Raw genomic sequence first — 23,064 nt, forward strand, 5'->3', positions numbered from 1 at the left:
GAAGAGTTCTAAACTAAGTGGGCCGGTCTGTCATTGAAATCCGTGGCGGGTCGCGGAGGCGGCTCCCGCCCGACGCGGCGCGGCGGCACCGACGCGCCTGGCGGACACCCGGCTCTCTCACGAAAGCGAGATCATTCTCTTTGAAGATTGCATCCTATCTAGTAGCATCCTATCTAGTTTGTCATGACAAGGGATGACGACCTCCGCTTCAACCTGACGACGGCGATCCACCGGGTCGGGCGCCACTGGCGCCGACTGGTGCGCGACATCGCCGTGCAGCACGGGATCTCCGAAGCCTGCGCCCACCCACTGGCGACCATCGGCCGGCTCGGCGACGGCCTGCGTCAGGGCGCGCTGGCCGAGGAGGTCGGCATGGAGGGACCCTCGCTCGTGCGCCTTCTCGACCAGCTCTGCAGCTGCGGCCTGGTCGAGCGCCGCGACGATCCTGTCGACCGGCGGGCGAAAACGCTGTGGCTGACCGACAAGGGCAGGGCCGCCGTCGAGCGCATCGGCCAGGATCTCATCGGCCTGCGGGCCGAGGTCTTGAACGGGATCTCGCGGGAGGATCTCGAGGCGACGCTGCGGGTCTTCTCCGCCTTCGAAACCTTCGACGGCCGTGCCGCGACCCCGGTCGCCGGGAAAAGGGAGCCGGGCGCGTGATCTTCGGCATCGCTCCGCCGACCGCACGCGAATGGCTGTTCTCGGCGAAAACCTTCGCCGCCTCGATGCTCGCCCTCTATATCGCGCTCGCCGCTGGCCTGCCGCGGCCCTACTGGGCGATGGCGACCGTGTTCATCGTCGCCCATCCGCTGTCGGGCGCCACCCGCTCGAAGGCAGTCTACCGTCTTGCCGGCACGCTGGCCGGCGCTGCCGCTGCCGTGTTCTTCGTGCCCCTCTTCGTCAATGCGCCGCTCGTCCTCAGCGCCGTCGTGGCGATGTGGACCGGCGGGCTGCTGTTTCTCTCCTTCCTCGACCGGACGCCGCGCGCTTATGCCTTCATGCTGGCGGGCTACAGTCTGCCGCTGATCGCGCTGCCCGCCGTCGGCGATCCCGCGACCGTCTTCGACATCGCTCTCGCCCGGTCGCAGGAGATCGGGCTCGGCATCGTCTGCGCCAGTCTCGTCAACGCGCTCGTCTTGCCGGGCAAGATCGGGCCGCTGATCGGCACCATGGTCAGCGGCTGGCAGAAGGATGCCGGCGGCTGGATCGCCGCCGTGCTCGCCGCCACCGACGATGCGAAGCGGCTGCAGGAAAGCGCCCGCCTCGCCACCGACGTCCGCGCCCTCGACGCCCTGATCAGCCAGCTCCAGTACGATCCGGAGATGCGGGCGGTGGTGCGCCACGCCCGCGACCTTCGCGCCCGGCTGGCCGTGCTGCCGCCGTTGTTGTCGTCGCTGGCCGACCGGCTCCGCACCGTCCGCCGCCTCGGCCTGATGACGGACGAGCGCAAGACCCTGCTCGCCGACATCGCCGCCTGGGTCGGCGCGACGCCTGCCGGGAACCGCGCCTCGGAGGATGCCGCTCTGGCCGAAGTGCTGCGCGGCCGGCTCGTGCCTCTGTTCGGTGACCAGGGGGAGCGGAGCGACTGGCAGGCGCTGATCCTGGCCAGTGCGGGCGCGCGGCTCCGGGAGATCGTCGATCTCTGGCAGGACGCCAACGTCTTGCGCGCCCAGATCCTCGCCGGCCGCGATGCCGGCCGTCGCCAGCCCCTGCGGCTGTCGACGGTGGCCTCGCCCGTGCCGCATTTCGATCTCGGCCTGATGGCGTTCTCGGCCGGGTCTGCGGTGCTCGCGACCTTCGTCGCCTGCGTGGTGTGGATCACCTCCGCCTGGGACCAGGGGGCAGGCTTCGTCATCATCGCCGCGGTGTCCTGCTCCTTCTTCGCCACCTCCGACAATCCCGTGCCCCAGATCCGGATGCTGACCATCCTCACCGCGGTCAGCGCCGGCGTCGCCGGCATCTACCTCTTCGCGATCCTGCCGAACGTCCACACTTACCTCGGCCTCGTCCTGGCCTTCGCCCCGACCTTCCTCGTTCTCGGGACGCTGATCACGCGCCCGCAATTCTTCTTCATCGCCATGCTTCTGGCGGTGAACACGGCCTCGCTGGTGTCGCTTCAGGAGATCTACGCGGCCGACTTCACCAGCTTCGTCAACTCGTCCATCGCCTCTGTCGGCGGCGGCCTGTTCGCTTTGGTCTGGATGACCGCGACGCGTCCCTTCGGCGCCGCCTATGCCGCGCGGCGTCTCGTGCGCGCCGGCTGGGCCGAGATCGCGGCGATCGCCGGGGGACGACGCGGCGCCGCGCCGGAGGCCTATGCCGGCCGCGTCTTCGACCGGCTGGGCCAGCTGCTGCCGCGCCTGGCGCAAGGCGCCGGCGGCGAGGTCACCGCGGCGGACGTGCTCGTGGAAATGCGCGTCGGGCTGAATGTCGTCGACCTCAGGCGGCTCCTGCCCGAGGCGCCGCGTTCCCTGCAGGCGGCGCTGGGCACGGTACTCGCCGGCGTCGCGGAGAATTTCGGCGCGCAGGCGCTCGCCGGTCGCCGTCAGCCCGCGGCGACCGAGCTCCTGCCCCGGATCGACGCGGCGCTGGCGGAAGGCCTTGCCGCCCCCGCCGGCGACGTCAGAACCGGCGTGCTGCAGGCGCTGGTCGGCCTGCGCCTGGCCCTGTTCGCCGAGGCACCGGATCCCGCTCCGCTGGCGCTGCCGGCCTCGTCCTTTCCTCTCGCCGCCGAATAAGGAGACGCCGATGACCGGAGACTTCAGTCTTTTCGGGGTGTTCGTGCCCAAGATCCTGGTTCTGGCGCTCGTCGCCTATGGCCTCAATCTCGTCCTCAAACGCGTCCTCGCCAGCACCGGCTTCTACCGCCTCGTCTGGCATCCCGCGCTGTTCGATCTCGCTCTTTTCGTCCTGGTCCTGTCGGGCCTCGCCATCGCCGCTCAACAGGTCTCGCCATGAAAGCCTTCCTTCTCCGCACCCTCCGTCTTGCCGTCACCCTCGTCGTCGTCGCGATCGCCGCGGGCGTCGGCTGGAACGTCTGGCACGACTACATGAACACGCCCTGGACGCGCGACGGGCATGTGCGCGCCGACGTCATCGGCATCACCCCGGACGTTTCCGGCCCGGTCGGCGCGGTTCTCGTTCGGGACAATCAGACGGTCGCCAAGGGCGATGTCCTGATCGAGATCGACGGGGCCCGGTTCCAGCTCGCCCTCGACCTCGCCAAGGCGGCGCTGGCCGACAAGCAAGCGGCGCTGCAGCAGGCCGAACGCAATGCCGGGCGCTACCGCAAGCTCGGCAAGGGGGCCGCCGTGTCGCAGCAGACGATCGAGGAGGCGCAACTGGCCGCCGTGCAGGCCGAGGCCGCCTATCAGGAGGCGCTGAGCAATCGCGGCGTCGCCGAGCTCAACCTCGAGCGCGCTGTGGTGCGCGCGCCCTCGGCCGGGATCGTCAGCAATCTGTCGCTCAATCCCGGCGACTACGTCACGGCCGGCAAGGCCGTGATGGCGCTGGTGGACACCGAGACGCTGCGCGTCGAAGGCTATTTCGAGGAGAGCCAGCTGACCGGGATCGCCGTCGGCGATCCCGTCGAGATCGACCTGATGGCCGGCACGGCCAAACTCACCGGGCGTGTCGAGAGCATTGCCGCGGGCATCGAGGACCGCGAGCGCAGCGACGGCTCGAACCTTTTGGCCAATGTCACGCCGACCTTTTCCTGGGTTCGCCTCGCGCAGCGCATTCCCGTGCGCGTGGCGCTGGACGCCGTGCCGGAGGGCATCCGCCTCGTCGCCGGGCTGACCGCGACCGTCACGGTGCGGCCGAGGGGCGATGCCGATGGCGGCTCGCTGCCGGCCGTGGCCGCCGCCGAGTAGTCGGCGAACACGCGGGACGCGCTCTGGCGACCGCCGTCTCTCCGGTGGGCGGGCGGCGCCCGGTCCTGACGGGCCGGGCGTCGGCGGTCGCTGGCGTGCCTCCCGTCAGCCGCGCTGCACTGCTTCGGCCACAGCGATGGCGGCGATGTTGACGACACCGCGCGAGGTCACAGACGGGGTCAGCACATGCGCCGGGACGGCGGCACCCAGCAGAATGGGGCCGACATGCAGCGATTCGGTCATCGCCTTGACGACGTTCATGGTGATGTTGGCGGCGTCGAGATTGGGGAAGATCAGAAGGTTCGCCTCGCCCGACAGCGTCGAGGTCGGCATCACGCGGCGGCGGATCGCCTCGTTCAGCGCGCTGTCGCCATGCATCTCGCCGTCGATCTCGAAGTCGGGCGCCTGCGCCCGCACGAGGGCCAGCGCCTGGCGCAGCTTCTTGGTCTGCGGCGTCTCGTCGGTGCCGAAGTTGGAGTGCGAGACGAAGGCGCCCTTCGGCTCGATGCCGAAGCGGCGGATCTCGGTCGCCGCCAGCATTACCATCTCGGCGAGATCCTCGGCGCTCGGATCGCGCTGGACATAAGTGTCGAGGAAGAACTTCGTGCCCTGCTGGCCGATGAGGAGGCTCATCGCCGCCATCTTCGTCGTGCCCTCGGCGACGCCGATGATCTGCCTGATGTCGCGCAGATGCCGGACGAAATTGCCCTCGAGGCCGCAGATCAGGATGTCGGCATCGCCGCGCGACACGGCGACGCCGGCGATGACGGTGGTGTTGGTGCGCACCACGGTGCGCGCCGTGTCGGGATTGACGCCCTTGCGGCCGACCTTGCCGAAGTAGTGGTCGACATAATCGCGGTAGCGCGGATCGTCCTCGGGATTGACGACCTCGAAGTCCTTGCCGGGCCGAATGCGCAGCCCGTAGCGCTCGAGCCGCGAGACGATGACGGCCGGACGGCCGACGAGGATCGGCACGCCGACCTTGTCCTCCAGCATGACCTGCGCGGCGCGCAGCACGCGCTCGTCCTCGCCGTCGGCGAAGATCACGCGCTTGCCTGAATCCCGGGCGATCTGGAAGATCGGCTTCATGATCAGCCCGGTGCGGAACACGAAGCGGTTGAGCAGGTCGAGATAGGCGCCGAAATCCTCGATCGGCCGCGAGGCGACGCCGGTGGCTTCCGCCGCGCGGGCGACGGCCGGGGCGATCTTCAGGATCAGCCGCGGGTCGAAGGGCGAGGGGATGAGGTATTCCGGCCCGAACACCGGCGTGTCCGCGCCATAGGCCTTGGCGGCGACCTCGGAGACTTCCTCCCGCGCGAGCGCCGCGATGGCGTCGACGGCGGCGATCTTCATTTCCTCGTTGATCGAGGTGGCGCCGCAATCGAGCGCGCCGCGGAAGATGTAGGGGAAGCAGAGAACGTTGTTGACCTGATTCGGAAAATCCGAGCGGCCGGTGCAGATCATCGCGTCCGGGCGAACGGCGCGGGCGAGGTCCGGCATGATCTCCGGCGTCGGGTTGGCGAGCGCCATGATCAGCGGCCGCTCGGCCATCTTCTCCAGGAGATGCGGTTTCAGAACGCCGCCGGCGGAGAGGCCGAGGAAGACGTCGGCGCCCTCGATCGCCTCCGACAGTGTGCGCAGCTCGGTCTTCTTGGCATAGACCGCCATCCAGCGGTCCATCCGCGCCTCGCGGCCCTCGTAGACGACGCCGTCGATGTCGGTGCAGGTGATGTTCTCGACCTTGGCGCCGAGCGAGACGAGGAGGTTCAGGCAGGCGAGCGCCGCCGCGCCCGCGCCCGAGGAGACGATGCGGATGTCCTCGATCTTCTTGCCGTTCAGCGCCAGCGCATTGCGCACGGCGGCGGCGACGATGATGGCGGTGCCGTGCTGGTCGTCGTGGAAGACCGGGATCTTCATCCGCGCCCGCAGGCGCTCCTCGACCTCGAAGCACTCGGGCGCCTTGATGTCTTCGAGGTTGATGCCGCCGAAGGTCGGCTCGAGCGCCGCGACGACCTCGACGATGTGGTCGATCTCGCGCGCCTCGATCTCGATGTCGAAGACGTCGATGTCGGCGAATTTCTTGAACAGGACCGCCTTGCCTTCCATCACCGGCTTGGAGGCGAGGGGGCCGATGTCGCCGAGGCCGAGCACCGCGGTGCCGTTCGACAGGACGGCGACGAGGTTGGCGCGGCTGGTGTAGACGGCGGCGAGCGACGGGTCGGCGGCGATGGCGCGGCAGGGGGCCGCGACGCCCGGCGTGTAGGCGAGCGCGAGGTCGCGCTGGTTGCCCAGCGGCTTCGTCGGCTGGATCGCGACCTTACCCGGCCGGGGGTAGCGGTGGTAGAACAGCGCCTGCTCGTCGAGATCCCCCGTCGTCGGGCGTTCCGGTCCCTTGTGGTCTTCGGACATGCCACATCCCTTTCATGCTCTTGCCGTCGCGACCGGTGCATAACCGATAAAGCCGCGATCGGGAAATGACCGTCGATATTTTGCCGCTAAAGATTGGCCGATCGCACTGGTCTTTGCCGTCCTCCCTGCGCGGGCTCACCTCGGACACGTCACACGCGTGCAATGAGAATCAGCCATTGCCAGTGGAAAGGGGCGATGAGGACGGTGACGATGCAGCAGCTGAAGACCACCCGGCACTTGCGGACGCTCTTTATCTCCGACGTGCATCTCGGCTCGAAGGCGGCGCAGGCGGAACTTTTGATCGAATTCCTGCGGCTGCACGATGCCGAGAAGATCTACCTCGTCGGCGACATCGTCGACGGCTGGCGCCTGAAGCGCAGCTGGCACTGGCCGCAAAGCCATAACGACGTGGTGCAGAAGCTCCTGCGCAAGGCCCGCAAGGGCACAGAGATCGTCTACATCCCCGGCAATCACGACGAGTTCCTGCGCAGCTTCCCCGGCCAGCATTTCGGCGGCATCGAGGTCAAGCAGAACGACGTCCACGTCACGGCCGATGGGCGGCGTTTTCTGGTCATGCATGGCGACGAGTTCGACGTCGTGGTGCGCAATGCCCGTCTCATCGCCTATCTCGGCGACTGGGCCTACGATACGGCGATCGCGATCAACGTCGTGTTCAACAAGGTCCGCCGCGTTCTCGGCTTTCCCTACTGGTCGCTCTCGTCCTGGGCCAAGCTCAAGGTCAAGAACGCCGTCAGCTTCATCGGCACCTTCGAGGCGGCGCTCGCCGAGGAGGCGGCACGGCATGGCTGCGACGGCGTCATCTGCGGCCATATCCACCACGCGCAGATCGCCCACCGCGCCGGCATCGAATACGTCAACACCGGCGACTGGGTGGAGAGCTGCACGGCCGTGGCCGAGCGGCACGACGGCTCGCTCGAACTCATCCACTGGACGGCCCTGCCGCAGGAAGGCCGCGCGACCGGCTCCGCCGCGGCGGAAGAGCGCGCCGAGACGCCGGCGGTGGAGGCCGCCTGATGCGCATCCTCATCGCGACCGACGCCTGGATGCCGCAGGTCAACGGCGTGGTCCGGACCCTGTCGAGCCTGGCGACGGAACTGCGCCGGCGTGGTCACGAGGTGCTGATCGTCTCGCCGCAGGATTTTCGCACAGTGCCGATGCCGACCTATCCGGAAATCCGGCTGGCCCTGGCCGGTCCGCGGCAGCTCGGCCGGATCATCGCCGGTTTCGATCCGCACTCGATCCACATTGCCACGGAAGGTCCCGTCGGCATGGCGACGCGTCGCGCGGCACTGCGGGCCGGGCGCAGTTTCACCACGAGCTTCCACACCCGTTTCCCGGAATATCTGCGCCAACGCCTGCCCGTTCCAGAGAGGCTGAGCTACGCCTTCCTGCGCTGGTTCCACGCGCCCGCCACGACCTGCCTCGTCCCGACGGAAGCGGTCCGGCGCGAGCTTTCCGGCCGCGGCTTCGGTCATCTCGCCACCTGGACGCGCGGCGTCGACCGGGCGGTCTTCAAGCCCTCGGCGCCGATCGATTTCGGCCTGCCGGGACCGATCTTCCTCACCGTGTCGCGGATCGCGCCGGAAAAGAACATCGAGGCGTTTCTCGACCTCGACCTGCCCGGCTCGAAGGTGGTCGTCGGCGACGGGCCGGGGCTGGCCGAGATGCGGCGGCGCTATCCGGCCGTCCACTTCACCGGCGCGCAGAGCGGCGAGGCGCTGGCACGGCACTATTCCAGCGCCGACGTCTTCGTCTTTCCGTCCAAGACCGACACGTTCGGCATCGTGCTCATTGAGGCCCTGGCCTGTGGCGCGCCGGTCGCGTCGTACCGCGAGCCGGGTCCCCTCGACGTCATCGCCGGTACCGCGGCGGGCTGCATGGCGGACGATCTGCGCGCGGCTTGCCTCTCGGCGTTGACGCTCGACCGGCAGGCGGCGCTCGCGCGGTCGAGGGCCTTCTCTTGGTCGGCCTGCGCCGACATCTTTCTCGGCGCCATCGACAGCCGCGCGCCGAGCGGCGCCCTGGCCTTCGCCAGCTGAGCCGGTCCCAGCCTCACACGGGGGCGGGCCGCGCCCCGAACGGAAAACACCCAGGCGGAGAGACGGAAGCGGTCAGCCGCCCCAGAGCGCGGCCGTCGGCGCGGAAACCGTCGACCCGGCATAGACGAGCCCGGCGGGCCGGTCGGCCTTCATCAGAAGCGGGCCATCGAGATCGATGATATCGGCGTGCTGGCCGAGCAGCACGGCGGGCGCCATGGCCAGCGACGAGGCGACCATGCAGCCGACCATGACGCCGAAGCCGAGGTTTCGCGCCTCCTCGACCAGAGCCAGCGCCTCGGTCAGGCCGCCGGTCTTGTCGAGCTTGACGTTGACGAAGTCGTAGCGGCCGGCGAGCCCGGCGAGATCGCCGGTCTGGTGCAGGGATTCGTCGGCGCAGACGGGGACCGGATGCGGGACCGCGGCCAGAAGCGCGTCCCGGCCGACCGGCAGCGGCTGCTCGACGAGAATGGCGCCGGCCGCCGCGGCCGCCAGCATGTTCTGGCGAAAGTTCGTCTCGTTCCAGCCCTCGTTGGCATCGAGGATCAGCCGGGCCCCGCCGGCGGCCGCATGCACGGCGCGGATGCGCTCGACGTCGCCGTCGCCGCCCCCGACCTTGATCTTCAGAAGCGTCCGTCCGGCCGCCGCGCGCGTCGCCGCCGCCATCGCCTCCGGCGTGCCGAGCGAGATCGTGTAAGCGGTCTCCAGCGGGCGTGGCGCCGTGATGCCGATCCTCGATGCGACGCTCGTTCCGGACAGCTTGGCCTCGAGATCCCACAGCGCGCAATCGAGCGCATTGCGCGCCGCGCCGGCGGGAAGCAGGGCCTGCAGCGCTTCGCGTGAAGCGCCAGCCTCGATCGCCGCGCGCGCCGTCTCGATCGCCCGAGAGACGCTGTCGACGCTTTCGTCGTAGCGCGCATAGGGCACGCATTCGCCCCGGCCGGCGGCCGAACCGTCCTCGATCGTGGCGACGACGACGATCGCTTCGCGCTTCGACCCGCGGGCGATGGTGAAGGCCGCGGCAAGCTCGAAACACTCGACTGTTACTGAAAGACGACGCGCCATCAAAAAACCCTTTCATTGCCCGCAAGCGTCGCGGATAGCGGTTACAAAGCGTGTAAGGACCGTTAACGCTGGCAGAAGCGGGCCGGCCGCCCCCGATCGGGGAAGTGGCAGGCTCGCACAGGGAAATTTTGGCGCGCGAGCGCCGACGCTGCAAGTCAGCGAGGGAAAGTCGAGCGGCGCGTATGGTGGAGAGTTCGGACGCGGCATCGCGCGTCGTGGCAGACGGGCGCAAGACGATCGCGCCAGCCCTCGTCGCCGACAAGGCCGATGGCGGCGTGGTCCTTGCCTTGTCCGGCGACTGGCTGGCCCGTACCATCGGATCGATCGAGAAGACCGTCGCCGAAACCGGCGCGGCTGACCTCGGGCGTGCCGTGACGCTGGATTGCGGCGGCGTCGGCCGGATCGACACCGCCGGCGCCTTCCTCGTCGAGCAGCTGTCGCGGCATCTGGGTGACCGAGGCGCCGCGGTCGAAGTGTCCGGCATCAGCGACAAGGACAATGCGCTGTTCGACGCGGTCCGGTCGTCGATGGACCGCGAACGGCCGGCGCCGTCGCGGCCCGAAGGCTCCGCCGTCACCCGGGCTCTGGCCACGGTCGGTGCCGGTGTCTTCGCGATGCGCGACGAGGTCGTGATCGGCCTCAACATCATCGGCGCGTCGATCATCGGCGCGAGCCGGCGGGCGACCGGCAAGACGCGCGTGCGCCTGCCGGCGATCATCACCCAGATGGACCGCATGGGCGTGCGGGCCGTGCCCATCATCGCCCTGATGAGTTTCCTGATCGGCGCGATCATCGCCCAGCAGGGCGCTTTCCAGCTGCGCAATTTCGGCGCCGAGATCTTCGTCGTCGATCTCGTCGGCATCCTGCAGCTGCGCGAGATCGGCGTGCTGCTCACCGCCATCATGATCGCCGGCCGCTCCGGCAGCGCCATCACCGCCGAGATCGGCTCGATGAAGATGCGCGAGGAGGTCGACGCGCTGCAGGTGATCGGCCTCAACCCGATCGGCGTCCTGGTGTTTCCGCGCCTCGTGGCGCTGACCCTGGTGCTGCCGCTGCTCGCCTTCATCGCCGACATCATGGGTCTGGCCGGCGCGATCACCGTGACCTGGCTCTATTCCGGCATCCCGCCGGCCGCCTTCCTGCAGCGCCTGCGCGAGGCCGTCGATTTCGGCACCATCGCCGCCGGCCTGATCAAGGCGCCTTTCATGGCGATCATCATCGGCGTCGTCGCCTCGGCGGAAGGCATGAAGGTCGGCGGCAGCGCCGAGAGCCTCGGCCTGCACGTCACCGCCTCGGTCGTCAAATCCATCTTCCTCGTCATTCTCGTCGACGGCTTTTTTGCGATTTTCTATGCCTCCATCAACTTCTGACACGATCCTCCCAGGCGACATCGACGGCCCCGCCGCGGCGGGCGGGCCTGCGGCCGGCGCTGCCCTGGACGACGCCGGGCACGACATCATCATCAAGGTTCGCGACGTCACGGTCTCCTTCGGCACCAAGACCGTGCTCGACAAGCTCGACCTCGACGTGCGCCGCGGCGAGATCCTCGGCTTCGTCGGCGGTTCGGGAATGGGGAAGTCGGTGCTCCTGCGCACCGTGCTCGGCCTCAACCAGAAGCAGGGCGGCACGATCGAGATCTTCGGCACCGACTACGAGAAGGCCAATGACGAGGAGCGCCTCGCGGTGGAGCAGCGCTGGGGCGTTCTGTTCCAGCACGGCGCGCTGTTCTCCTCGCTGTCGGTCCTGGAGAACATCCAGGTGCCGATGCGCGAATATCTCGACCTCTCGCCGGGGCTGATGAACGAGCTCGCCCGGCTGAAGATCGATCTCGTCGGCCTGGCGCCGGACGCGGCCGACAAGTTCCCCTCCGAACTGTCGGGCGGCATGATCAAGCGCGCTGCCCTGGCGCGGGCGCTCGCGCTCGACCCCGACATCGTCTTCCTCGACGAGCCGACCTCGGGTCTCGACCCGATCGGCGCGGCCGAGTTCGACGAACTCATCATGACGCTGCGCGATACGCTGGGCCTGACCGTCTACATGGTCACCCACGATCTCGACAGCCTGTACCAGGCCTGCGACCGGATCGCCGTGCTCGGCAACAAGAAGGTCCTCATCGAGGGGACCGTCGAGACCATGCTCGCTTCCGATGAGCCCTGGGTGAAATCCTATTTCCACGGCAAGCGCGCCCGCACGATCACGCCGCGGGCAGCATCTGCCGCAGCCAGCAAAGAGGCCAAGTGATGGAAACCAGAGCGAATTATGTGCTCGTCGGCATCTTCAGCGTCCTCGTCCTGGTACTCGGCTTCGGCTTCGTCTGGTGGTCGGCCAACGTCTCCAGCCAGGACACCCAGGTGCCCATGCTGGTGCGCATCGAAGGCTCGGTCACCGGCCTCAGCGTCGGCAGCCAGGTGCTGTTCAACGGCCTGAAGGTCGGCGACGTGCGCAATCTCCGGATCGACCCGAACAATCCGCGCGTGGTGATCGCGACCACCCAGGTCGAGGCGACGACGCCGATCACCACCTCGACGCGGGCGACGATCGGCTTCGCCGGCCTGACTGGCCAGGCCTTCATCGAGCTCAAGGGCGGCGATGTGACGGAACGCAACATCATCACCTACGCCCGCGAACAGGGTGCCGTGCCGGTGATCAAGGCCGACCCGTCCGATGTGACGGACATCCTCGCCACCGCCAAGGACATCGCCGAGCGCGCCGACAACATCCTCTCGCAGTTCGAGGGCATGGTGAAGGATGTCGGACCGGCCGTGCACACGACGGCGGGCAACATCGCGGCGACATCTGAGAACGTCAAGGTCTTCACCGATAGCCTTGCCGCCAATTCAGGCCAGATCGACGACTTCCTGAAGAGCGTCGGCCGCCTCGCCAGTTCTGCCAATACCGTTGCGGAAGCGCTGCCGGGCGCGATCAAGTCCGCCCAGGACGTCATCGAGGCGGTCGATCCGAAGGCGGTCTCGCAGGTCGTCGACAATGTCGCGGCGATGTCGGCCACGCTGCGCACCCAGTCGGAGAACATCGGCGGCATCGTCGATTCCGTGAAGTCGGCGGCGGCGAGCGTCGGTGCCTTCGGCGAGACGCTGCAGCGCAACACGCCCAGCATCGACAAGCTTCTGACCAATCTCGGGCCGATCTCGGACACGGCACAGAGCGTCGCCACCAAGCTCGATTCGACCCTCAGCTCGGCCGACCAGATTCTGGCGGCCGTCGACCCGGCGCAGGTCTCCAGCGCGATCACCGACATTTCCGGCGCGGCGAAGAACATCTCCAGCGTCGCCACGATGGTGGGCGAGCAGGGCGAGGCGATCAAGGAGACTGTCGCCAACGTCACCGGCATCAGCCGCAACATCAAGGGCGTCACCGACTCGCTCGGGACCAACAAGGAAGCCATCGATCGCTTCATCGCCAATCTCGGCCCGATCGGCGACAATGCCGCGACCGCCAGCGCGACGTTCAACGACACGATGAACAAGGCCGACTCCCTCATCTCCGGCATCGACCAGCGGCGGATCACCGAGACCGTCGACAATGTCGCGGATATCGTGGCTGGCATCCGTTCCAAGACGACGGTCATCCAGTCCGTCATCGACGGGGTCGACAAGACCATCCGCACTGTCGACACCACCCTGACCGGCTTCGACGGCACGCGTCAGCGCGTCGACGCGATCCTTGAAGGCGTCGACCCGGCGACCGTCAACCGGGCGATGACGAACGTCTCCTCGGCGACCGACAACGTCGCCAAGGCGGCCGACTCGATCGCCAGGGTCGCCAACGACATCGGCGCTCGCAAGGACGACATCAACTCGATCATCACCAATGCCCAGCAGACCAGCGCCAAGGTCAACACGGCCTCGACGCGCCTCGACACGGTGCTGGCCTCCCTCGACCGGCTGCTGAACGCCGACTCGACGGAAGGGCTGGCGGCCGAGGCGAGCGCGACGCTGGCCGCCATCCGCCAGACCGCGGCCAGCATCAACGCCCGGATCGGTCCGATCGCCGACAATATCCAGGCCTTCTCGGGCAATGGCCTGTCGGAAGTGCGGACGCTGGTGCGCGACGTCACCCGCTCGGTCAACCGGATCGAGGGCGCGGTGACCGATTTCCAGGCCAATCCGAGCCGGATCATCTTCGGCGGCGACGAGGTCAAGCAATTCGACGGACGGACGCGGCGATGAACCGCCGCGTCACGGGCCCGCACAGCGGACAAAAAGTAATGCGTAGAGGATCCACGACCATGCACGCCTTCCCCCGCACGGCCATGATGGCGATCCTGGTGGTCGGTCTCGGCGGCTGCGCCTCGATCGGCGCCGCGACGCCGCCCGACACCTACGAGATCGCGCCGCCGAAGGTCGTGAAAATGGCGGGCGCGACACGGGCGCAGCTCCTGATCCCGGAGCCGACGGCGATCAAGACTCTCGACAGCAACCAGATCGTCGTCAAGCCGACGCCCTATACGGTCGAATATCTCGCCCAGAGCCAGTGGAGCGACCGCCTGCCGCACATGCTGCAGCTGCGTTTTGTCCAGGCCTTCGAGAACACCGGCCGCGTCGCCGCCGTCGGCGTGCCGGGGCAGGGCCTCGCCATCGACTACCAGGTCGTGATGGAAATCCGGAAGTTCGAGATCGATGCCAGCGGCGGCAACGCCGCCGTCGTCGAGATCGCCGTGAAGGCGCTGAACGACCGCAACGGCACGGTCCGGGCCACCCGCGTCTTCTCCGAGACCATCCCCGTGACGGGGGCTGGCAATCCCGGCTATGTCGCCGCGCTGAACGTCGCCTTCGACCGGGTGACCGCCGACATCGTCAAGTGGACGCTCGGCCTGGTCTGAGCGCAAACACCGCCGGGGCCGGTCGCCGAGACCGGCCTCCGCGACTCACTATGGCCGGCGGCTCGCAAAGTCCGGCCAAGCCCTGTCTTGGCCGGCGGAAGTAGTCGGGCGTCTCCACCCGGCATCAGTTTCGCAGCCGCCTTCGGGCGACGGCCGGGCGCAGTCCGGCGCGGCTGCACTCTCGGCGGCGGCGGCCTGGCTGAAGAGGCCACGACACGCAGACCCCGCATGAACGGCGCTGATCCCCAGGCTTACGGGGCCGACTGGAAATCCAGGGCGCGGTCTGCCGTCAGCTGGAGCAGGCAGCTCGAGGCGATATTGGTCCGGATCGTGCCGTCCTTGTAGAGCTCGAAGCGGCGATCGCACTCGGCATCGCGGAAGGCCACCCAGGCGCGCTGCGCTTTGACGAGCCCTGCCGCCGCGCCGGGCTCGATCGCCTGTTCGGCATAGGAGGCGTCCTGCTCCTTGGCGGCGGCGGTGGCCGACTTGTAGTTCTCGTTGAGGATCGTGTCCCAGGCGGCCGCTTCGCGGCCGAGGCATTCGTCGACGCCCTGGGTGGTCTGACCCTCCGGCTGGCCCTGGCACTCGTCCGAAATCTGTCCGACGCAGCTCTGCGGGTCGGACCCGGCGCTGGCGATGCAGGCCTTGATCGCGGCGACGTCGGCCGAACCCGGCTCCGCGGCGGCTGCTGGGAAGGGGTCCAGCACGAGAAACGGCAGTATCAGCCATAGACGGGGCATGCGGTTCGGCTCCGGTTTCGATCGTCGAAAGCTGTCACGCACGGACCCTTCCGGCAACAGCCCCCACGAACTCTCCTTTTCGCCTACTAAAAAAAAGGCGACCCGAAGGCCGCCTTTTTGCGATGTCTGGCTGTACCGGTCAGCTGTCGAAGCGGCCCGAGGCATGGGCCAGCATGGTGTAGACCTTGCCGGTGTCGGACATCAGATAGGTCCGGGTCATGGCATTGTCCGTGTCCGGCCGGGTGACGTCGCCGAGCAGCGTCTCGAAGTCGGCGATGTAGCGATCGACGGCCGAGCGGAATTCCGCATCGCGCTGATACTTCCGTCGGATCTCGTCGAAGGTCTGCTGACCCTTCATGGTGTAGAGGCGGCGCGTGAAGACGTTGCGCTCCCCCTTGCGATAGCGCTCCCACAGATCGACCGAGGCGTTGTGGTCGATCGCCCGGGCGATATCGACCGAGAGCGAGTTCAAGGATTCCACGACATGCTCTGCCGACCGTGCCGCCACGGGCTCGGCAGACTCGGCTGTGGCCTCGTCCTCTTCTTCCTCTCGCGAGGCGCGGCGCAGAAGGTCGGAGACCCAGCCCCCGGCCTTGGCGGTCTCTTCCCGCGCCGGCACGGCGCTCGGCGTCAGCACCGGGGCGGGCGGCGGCGTCACGGGCGCCGAGCGCTCGACGTCGAGCGTGCCGCGGAGGACGCGGGCGAGATTGCCGTCGGTGGACGGCATGACGTTCAGCCGCGCCTCGGGCGCCCGTGCCTCGACGGGGGCTTCCTCGACGATGCGCTCGGCTGTGGCGGGCCGCGCGACGCGGCGCTCCGGCTCGGGCGCGGGCTCGGCGGCGCGGGCCACCGGCTGACTCACCTGCGATGCCGGCCGCAGTTCGGTGCGCACCGCGGGCGAAGCCGGCTGACGGCGGACGCCGACGTCGAAGGCGCGGCCCGACTGCGACACGACCTCGCCGAGATCGCGCAGGGCGCGGATCTGGTCTGCGACGGCGCGGCGCATGGCTTCGGCGTTTTCCCGCGTCTCTTCGGGAAGCTCGAACACGCCACGCTTGATCTCCTCGCGGGCGGCGGCGAGTTCCTCGCGGATCTGAGCCGCGGAGCGGCGCATTTCCTCCGTCGCGCCGGCAAAGCGGGTGGTGGCGTCCTCGACGACCGACTGGACCGCATTGCGGATTTCCGCCGCGGCCGCCCGCGAGCGGCTCTCGGTCGCGTCGATCTTCTGGCCGGCCTCGTCCAGCGACGTTCCGACCTCGCTGGTCAGGCGCGTCGACAGAAGGCGCGACCGCTGTTCGGTGCGGTCGAACAGGCCGTCGACGACCTCCTCGAAGGACCGCATCAGCTGGCCGATCTCTTCCGACCGGGCGACCAGACCGGTGGACAGTTCCTCCAGCCCTTCGCGGCGGTCCTCGAGGGTCGTGCGCAGGTTCCCCTGCGCGGAGTCGAGCAGGCCGGCCGCGTCCTGCAGGATCCGGCCGTGATCCTCGAACTGCTCGGCGATGGCGGCGACCTTGGCGTAGGTCGACGTCGACAGCTTGTCGAGGCGCGCGATGTTGCCGTCGAGGACCTGCGAGGAGGAGGCGATCTGACCCGCCGCCTTGTCGGCACCGTCGCTGAACCGGTCGCCGGCTTCCTGCAGGGCAGTGTCGATCGCCCCGAGATTGGCGGCCGCCTCGTTGACGAGACCGCGCAGGGAGCCGTTCGTCTGCGACAGGCGGCCGATGAGCGCGCCGATGTCGTTGGAGAGCTGGTCGCGCATGTCGGCGACCGCTGCGACGGCCTCGTTGGTTCGGCTGTCGAAGCCGGCGAGGATCTCGGACGAGGACTGGTTGAGCGACTCGACCGTCTCCCGGGCGCGGCGGCTCAGGGCGCCGATCAGCGCGGCATTTTCCTTCTGCAGCCGATCGGAAGCCTGCTGCGAAGATTCGTCGATCAGACGGACCGTTTCGGCACCGCTCTCGGCGAAGCGCTCGATCATCGGGCGCGCCTCCTCGTCGATCAGACGGGCGATCTCGGTGCCGCGTCCGGCAAGCATCTCGCTCAGCGACCGCGTCTTCTCCTCAAGGTCCGCGGTGATCATCCGGGCCCTGGTGCTGAGCGAGCGCTCGGAGGTGGCGAGGCGGTTGCTCAGCTCTTCGCTGAAGGCGCTGGCGCTTTCGATCAGCTGCTCGCGGGCGCCGTCGGCCTCGGTGCGGATGGCGATCGAGGCGCCGGCGAGCTGCGCGGCGATCTCCGCGCTCTGGGTGATGATCGTCTCGCGGGCCTGGTCCGCATCGCGCAACAGCACGGTCGACACGCCGGAGACGTTATCGCGCAGGCGGTTGGCGATGGAGAGCATCTCGGACACGAGCGTGCCCGACGCGCCTTCGATCTCGCTGCGGATCATGCCGGTCGCGGTATCGAGATCGCCGCGCATGGCAGCGGACGACCCGCCGAGGCTCTCGGCCAGCTGGCGCGAGAAGCCCTCGAGGTCGGCGACGAACGCACGGCGGCGCTCGTCGAGGGACCCTGCCATCTCGTCGGCTTCCGCCCGGATGCTCTGCGAGACGCCGCCGATCCGGCTGGCGAACAGTTCCGCATTGTCGGCCAGAGCGCGACGGGCCTCTTCCGCCCGCTCGTAGATGAGGTTCGCTGCGGCATGCACGGCGTCGGTGATCGCCGCGGCATCCTGCTGGAAGAAGCCGCGGGTTTCTTCGCCCGCGGACCGCACCTGCTGCGAGGCGCCCAGCATCTCGCCGGCCAGCCGCGTAGCGTGCTCGCCGATCTCGCGACGGGCCTGATCGGCACTGGAGCGGATTGTCGTGGCGACCGATCCGACGTCCTCGGCGACGATCGCCGCGTCCTGGCGCAGCAGGGCGCGCGACTCGCTGCCGACCTCGCGCAGGCGTTCGGCCGCCAGCGCCAAATCGCCCGTCAGGCCACCCGCATGGGCCTCGATATCGCGGCGCGCCTGTTCGGCGCGGTCGCCGATGACGGCGGCGGCCGCCGTCACGGCCTCGGCGATAGTGCCGGCATCGCTGCGCAGCACATGGCCCGTCTCGGCGCCGGCAGCGCGCAGCTGCTCGGCGGCATCGGCGAACTGTCCGGCAAACCGCGCGGCGTGCTCGGCGATCTCGCGCCGGGCTTCCTCGCTGCCGCTGCGGACAGCGGCGGCGACCGCGGCGACGTCGTCGGCGACCAGCGCCGCGTCCTGACGCAGCTGGTCGCGCGACTGGTCACTGACCTCGCGCAGCCGCAGGGTCGCCTGGCCGAGGTCGGTCGTCAGCGCGCCGGCCTGGATCTCGATATCGCGGCGAGCCTGTTCGGCACGGTCCCCGATGACGGCGGCGGCATTCTCGACGGCCTCGGCGATCGCGGCGGCATCGCCGCGCAGGATCTGGCCGGTCTCCGCGCCGACGGCGCGCAGGCGCTCGGTGGCGTCGGCAAAGCGCAGGGCGAAGCTGGCGGCGTTCTCGGCGATGTCGCGACGGGCTTCCTCGCTGCCGGTGCGGACCACGGCCGCAACCGCGGCGACGTCCTCGGCGACGAGCGCTGCATCCTGGCGCAGCAGATCGCGCGACTGGGTGCCGACCTGGCGCAGACGCTCCGCTGCCCCAGCCAGATCGTCCGACAGTGCCGCGGCATGGGCGCCGATGTCCTGACGGACCTGCTCGGCCCGGTCGTCGATGACGGCCGCACCGCTGCGGACGGCTTCGGCGATCGAGGTCGCGTCGCTGCGCAGCTGCTCGCTCGTCTGCGCCCCGACGGCGCGCAGTTCCTCGGTCGCGCCGCCGAACTGTCCGGCAATGCTGGCGGCGTTCTCGGCAATGTCGCGCCGGGCCGTGTCGCTGTGCTCGCGAATGATCGCGGCCGCGGCGGCGATCTCGTCGGCGATCTGCGCGGCGTCCTGCTTGAAGAGAAGGCGCGACTCGTCGCCGGCATGGCGCAGGCGCTGTGAGGCGCCGACGAACTCGCCGGCCAAGAGCTCGGACTGGCGTGCGACATCGCGGCGCGCAGCCGCGGCATCGCCCTGCAGCCGCTCGGTCATGTCGGACAGGCCGCCGACGAATTCTTCGGACACGGCGGCAAGACGCTCACGCGCTGCCTGTGCCTCGGCGCGCATGGCGAGCGTGGCGCCGCCGATCTGCGCGGCGAACATGGCGCCCTGGTCCGACAGTGTGGCGCGCACGTCCATGGCATCGATGCGCATGCGCTCGGAGACGGTGGCAACGGAGCCGGCCAGCGTCTCGGCCTCGCTGGCGAAGCGCTTGCTGGCCTCTTCCGAGAGCCGGCGAACGATCTCCGCGGCGCCGCCGATGGTCTCGGCAATGCGTCCGCCTTCCTCGGCGAGCTCGCCGCGGGCCGCCTCGGCCTTGATGCGCAGGTCGTCGGCAACCGATGCCAGGCGTTGCGCCATCCGGTCGGCCTCGGCGGCGATGTTGCCGCGGGCTTCCTCGGCGGAGGCCTGGAAGGCGTTCTCGACGCCGGAGAAGGTCGCCGTCAGCGCCTGTGTGCCGTCTTCCAGCCCGGCGCGGGCGCGCTCGGCCTCGTCCGTCATGGCGGCCGTGGCGCCGGCAATGGCGGTCCGCAGCGAATCGGCGATGAGGGTCGTGCGGTTGTTCAGCGTCCGCTCGACATTGCCGAGGCCGCGCTCGAGCGCGGTGGAGATCGCGTCGGTGCGCTGCTCCAGGGCGCCCGTCATGGTGACGGTGCCGTTGTCGAGGGCGGCGATCAGGTCGTCGCGGCGCAGTTCGAGCGAGCGGGCGATGTCGCCGACGCTGAGGTCGATGGCGCGCCGGACATCCTCGGCCCGTTCGCCGAGGACGGCGGCCGCCGACTGGGCGACGTCGTCGAGGATGCTGCGAAGCCCCTCGCGCTTGTCTTCGAGCGCGCTGTTGAGGCGGGTCCCGGCCTCGGCCAGCGCCTCGGTGAGGATGCGGCTGTGCAGGTCGATCTTGCCGGTGAGGGACTCGCCGCTGCGCTCCAGCTCGCCGGACAGGCGTTCGGCGCGCGCGTCGAGGCCGGCGAGCAGGGAGCCCTCCGAGCCGTCGACGAGCTGGTGGATGACCTGCATCCGCTCGTCGAGGCCATCGAGCAGCATGCCGCGGGCCGATTCGACGATGTCGCGCAGATTGGCGGCGCGGGCGTCGAGACCTTCGGTCAGGAAACGGGTGCGCTCTTCGAGATCGCTCGACAGGCGCATCGAGCGATCGTCGAGGCCCAGATTGATCTCTTTGCCCGAGCCTTCGACCGTCGTGCGCAGAACCTCGACCCGGCGGGCCAGTTCATCGGCGACACGGTCGACGACGGCATCGAAGGAGTCGCGAATGACTTGGACGCGGTCTTCGAGGGCGGCGACGAGGCCGGCCTGCATGTCACTGCCGATGGCGCGCAACACTTCGCTGCGTTCGCCCAGGGCGTTGCGCAGGTTGCTGTGGCGCTCGTCCAGCGAGGAGAGCAATTCGGTCTGGGTATTGCGCAGCGCCGCATCCGCGCCGTCGAGGCGTTCGGCGAGGTGGTCGCGGAAGGTCTCGGCGCGGGTGTCGAACTCGCCGATGAAGCGGCTCTGGCGTTCGTCGAGGGCGCCGACGAGAATGTCGCTCTTCTCGCGCAGCAGCGTCTCGATCGCCTGGCGACGCGTCTCCAGGGCTTCCTGCAAGGCGCGGGTGCGATCCTCGCCGCCGGCGGCCAGAGCGGCTTCGCCGTCGCGCAGGACGGTCTGCAGCCGGTCGACATTGCTGCCGAGGGCGGCGGTGATGTCGCCGGTGCGCTCTTCGAGATTGCCGACGAGGTTCTGGTGGGCGAAGGCGAGGCTGGTCTCGATGTCGTCGGCCCGGCCCTGCAGGGCTGCCTGGAGATCGGCGATCTTCGCGCCGATCGACTCGTCGAGGCCATGGGCGCCCTGGCTCATGACGTTGCTGAGCACCTGCAGGCGGTCGTCGAGCAAAGCGCGGATCTCGGTCGTGCGGCCGTCGAGCGTCGTGCCGGCGCGCGCCAGGGCGTCGCCGGTGGTCGCGGCCAGTTCGCTCTGTCCGGCGGCGAAGGCGGCGCTGATCTCGCGGCTGCGCTCGGCGAGCGCCCGGGCAAACTCCGTCGAGCGGTGCTGCAGCGCCTCGGCGATGCGCTCGCTGGTGTCGACGATGGTCGACGTGCGCGTCTCGATGGCGCCGAGCAGCGCCCCGCCGCGCTCGGTCAGCGTGGCTTCCAGCCGGTCCAGCCGCTCGTCGATGCCGCCGATGGTCTCGCCGTTCTTGTCGGTGATCAGCTGCGCCGCGCGCTCGGCCCGCTCTTCGAGGCCCCGGGTCAGGAGGTCGAGGAAGCGGGCGCTGTCGTCGTTGAGGCTGCGCGAACGCTGGTCAAGCGTCTCGCTCAGCGCATCCATGAAGGTGCGGCCGTCGCTGTCGAGGCGCTCGGTGCGGGAGGTCAGCAGTCCGGCGACCGCGTCGCCCGAGGTCTGCAGGCGCAGGCCGAGTTCCTCGCCCATCTGGCCGATCCGGCTGACGAGCTCGGCGGAGCGCGACTGCAGCTCGGTCGACCGGGCCTCGATCAGCTGGGTGACGGTCTCGCCGGTGACCTGCAGCCGCTCGGTCGCGGCCTCGGCGCTTTCGTTGATACGCGCGACGAAGCCGTCGCTGCTGGCGGTCAGCCGCTCGCTCACGATGCGGCTCTTGTCATCGAACAGCGCGACGAGGTCCTGGCTGCGATCGGCATAGCTCTTCGACAGCTCGTCGCCGCGCTCGCTGAGAAGCGTCTCGAAACGGGTCGAGGCCTGCTCGATCCGGCGCAGCATTTCGTGCGAGGCCGTGTCGACGTCCTCGACGAGGCGCTGGTGTGAACCGACGACGGAGGAGCGCAGCTTTTCGGCATGCGACAGCATGGCTTCGCGCTCGGCCGCCAGGTCCTGGACGAGCGAGCGGATGCGCACTTCGTTGTCGGCATAGGAGCGCTCGAGCGCGGTGACTTCGGAGTGAACGAGGGTCTCGAGCTCCGAGGTGCGCGCCAGCGCCCGCTCGACGCCCTCACCAAGCGCCGTCACTTCGCGGCGGATCGCCTGGCCGACGCTCATCACGCGTTCGGTCGCGACGCTCTCGGGCTCGGACAGCTTCAGCGCGACCTCGGCCATCGAGCGGCTCATCATCCGCAGTTCCTGCGAGCGGCGCACCATCACGGCGAAGGCGAAGATCAGCAGCACCGGCACGAAAGCCACGGCTGCGACGGTCAGAGTGCCGGTCGCCCGCGTGACCGCGGCGGCGGAATCGGGGAGGGCCAGCAACTGGGGCCCATAGATGCCGTAACCGAAGAACAGCGTCGCACCGACCCATAGCGCGGAGACGGCGGCGGCGATCCACAGCGGGGCGGTCGAGGCGCGGCGGCTCAGAAGCGCCTGCGCGATCACCGACGTCCGGCGCTCTTCGTCGTTGGCAGGGACCTTGCGGGCGGTGCGCTGGGGCTCGGGGCCGAAGGACGGGGCCGGCTCCGGGCTGCGCGGCACGGGAGACGCCGCGGCGGCAGCGTTTGCGGCAGCAGCGCCAGCGGCCATGCCGGCACCGGTGCCGGCCGAGGGGGACAGGCTGCGCGGCCATCCGGATGCGGGGCCGGCGGGAGCGGCCGACGCCGAGGCGACCAGCCGCTCTGCGGGGCGCGTCGCCGCGGCGGCGGAAACCCCGGCCTGAGCGACGAGGGCCGGCACCTCCTCATCAAGGGCGCCGGTCGCCTCCTGGATCTGGCGATCGAATTCGCTGAAGGCGAAGTCGATGTCGACCGTGTTGGGCGTCAGCGTCTCCGCCTCGACATGGCCCTCCGCCGACCCGGCGGTGCCAGCCGCCTGTTCTTCCAGCATATCGGCGTTGAGCGCAGCCTCCAGTTCGTCGAGGGCTGCTTCGGGGAGCGAGTCGGATGTCTTGATGTTTGCCATGTGCCGTCGCGCCTCACTACTCGTTACGCAGGGCCCGTGGAACACAGCGGGCCGCTTCCCCAAAAGCCGCCCGGCAAGCCGGGGCATGTCTCGGGAACGATCGCCCGTCAGCCGGACGGCTTTCGGGCGTTGGTCTCTTCAGCTGTATCGTAGTTATGGCCCTTTTCGAAAGAAACCGTAAATC

Annotated in this window: 14 protein-coding genes; 10 read left to right on the top strand and 4 right to left on the bottom strand. The window is 69.2% G+C overall.

Going from position 1 to position 23,064, the window contains the following annotated elements; translation table 11 throughout:
* Positions 1-183 precede the first annotated feature (183 nt).
* The 4 genes from IEX88_RS10470 to IEX88_RS10485 are packed head-to-tail and all read left to right on the top strand — an operon-like array spanning position 184 to position 3,872.
* On the top strand, positions 184-660 hold the full coding sequence (locus IEX88_RS10470) for a MarR family winged helix-turn-helix transcriptional regulator (RefSeq protein WP_188850554.1): 477 nt from the start codon (positions 184-186) through the stop codon (positions 658-660).
* Entirely contained in the window at positions 657-2,738 is a 2,082-nt protein-coding gene (locus tag IEX88_RS10475) for an FUSC family protein (RefSeq protein WP_244640033.1), read from the top strand. The genes IEX88_RS10470 and IEX88_RS10475 overlap by 4 nt, the downstream gene beginning before the upstream one ends.
* Positions 2,739-2,748: 10 nt before the next feature.
* The gene (locus IEX88_RS10480) at positions 2,749-2,958 is read left to right on the top strand and encodes a DUF1656 domain-containing protein (protein ID WP_188850555.1); all 210 of its coding nucleotides are present in this window, start codon (positions 2,749-2,751) and stop codon (positions 2,956-2,958) included.
* Positions 2,955-3,872, top strand: coding sequence for an efflux RND transporter periplasmic adaptor subunit (locus IEX88_RS10485; protein WP_188850556.1), 918 nt, complete (start codon positions 2,955-2,957; stop codon positions 3,870-3,872). The genes IEX88_RS10480 and IEX88_RS10485 overlap by 4 nt, the downstream gene beginning before the upstream one ends.
* A 105-nt stretch (positions 3,873-3,977) precedes the next feature.
* Here the strand turns inward: IEX88_RS10485 and IEX88_RS10490 are convergent, their stop codons facing one another.
* Positions 3,978-6,281, bottom strand: a complete 2,304-nt coding sequence (locus IEX88_RS10490) for an NADP-dependent malic enzyme (protein WP_188850557.1) — start codon at positions 6,279-6,281, stop codon at positions 3,978-3,980.
* 195 nt (positions 6,282-6,476) lie between these two features.
* Here IEX88_RS10490 and IEX88_RS10495 point away from each other — a divergent pair, with 195 nt between their 5' ends.
* Together IEX88_RS10495 and IEX88_RS10500 are read left to right on the top strand one after the other, a co-directional pair.
* A complete protein-coding gene (locus tag IEX88_RS10495) occupies positions 6,477-7,316 on the top strand; it encodes a UDP-2,3-diacylglucosamine diphosphatase (RefSeq protein WP_244640035.1) in 840 nt (279 codons plus the stop codon).
* Complete coding sequence (locus IEX88_RS10500; protein WP_188850558.1) at positions 7,316-8,341, top strand: glycosyltransferase family 4 protein; 1,026 nt, start codon at positions 7,316-7,318, stop codon at positions 8,339-8,341. Before IEX88_RS10495 ends, IEX88_RS10500 begins: the two co-directional genes overlap by 1 nt.
* 72 nt (positions 8,342-8,413) lie before the next feature.
* On the opposite strand, the gene dgcA is transcribed toward IEX88_RS10500, so the two are convergent.
* A complete protein-coding gene (gene dgcA, locus IEX88_RS10505; RefSeq protein WP_188850559.1) occupies positions 8,414-9,403 on the bottom strand; it encodes an N-acetyl-D-Glu racemase DgcA in 990 nt (329 codons plus the stop codon).
* Between the two features lie 182 nt (positions 9,404-9,585).
* On the opposite strand from dgcA, the gene IEX88_RS10510 reads away from it, so the two are divergent.
* Genes IEX88_RS10510 through IEX88_RS10525 form a run of 4 tightly spaced genes read left to right on the top strand, consistent with a single transcriptional unit; the run spans position 9,586 to position 14,243 of the window.
* A complete protein-coding gene (locus IEX88_RS10510) occupies positions 9,586-10,773 on the top strand; it encodes an ABC transporter permease (protein ID WP_188850560.1) in 1,188 nt (395 codons plus the stop codon).
* Positions 10,754-11,644 (top strand): ABC transporter ATP-binding protein, encoded by an 891-nt coding sequence (locus IEX88_RS10515; RefSeq protein ID WP_188850561.1) that lies wholly within the window; start codon positions 10,754-10,756, stop codon positions 11,642-11,644. The genes IEX88_RS10510 and IEX88_RS10515 overlap by 20 nt, the downstream gene beginning before the upstream one ends.
* Positions 11,644-13,590, top strand: coding sequence for an MCE family protein (locus IEX88_RS10520; protein ID WP_188850562.1), 1,947 nt, complete (start codon positions 11,644-11,646; stop codon positions 13,588-13,590). Before IEX88_RS10515 ends, IEX88_RS10520 begins: the two co-directional genes overlap by 1 nt.
* Positions 13,591-13,649: 59 nt before the next feature.
* Complete coding sequence (locus tag IEX88_RS10525) at positions 13,650-14,243, top strand: ABC-type transport auxiliary lipoprotein family protein (protein ID WP_188850563.1); 594 nt, start codon at positions 13,650-13,652, stop codon at positions 14,241-14,243.
* A gap of 251 nt (positions 14,244-14,494) precedes the next feature.
* On the opposite strand, the gene IEX88_RS10530 is transcribed toward IEX88_RS10525, so the two are convergent.
* Complete coding sequence (locus IEX88_RS10530; RefSeq protein WP_188850564.1) at positions 14,495-14,983, bottom strand: lysozyme inhibitor LprI family protein; 489 nt, start codon at positions 14,981-14,983, stop codon at positions 14,495-14,497.
* Positions 14,984-15,122: 139 nt separating this feature from the next.
* Positions 15,123-22,880 (bottom strand): apolipoprotein A-IV repeat region-like domain-containing protein, encoded by a 7,758-nt coding sequence (locus IEX88_RS10535; protein WP_188850565.1) that lies wholly within the window; start codon positions 22,878-22,880, stop codon positions 15,123-15,125.
* Positions 22,881-23,064 lie beyond the last annotated feature (184 nt).

The sequence above is a fragment of the Aureimonas glaciei genome (assembly GCF_014643375.1).
In the GTDB taxonomy this organism is placed as follows: Bacteria; Pseudomonadota; Alphaproteobacteria; order Rhizobiales; family Rhizobiaceae; genus Plantimonas; species Plantimonas glaciei.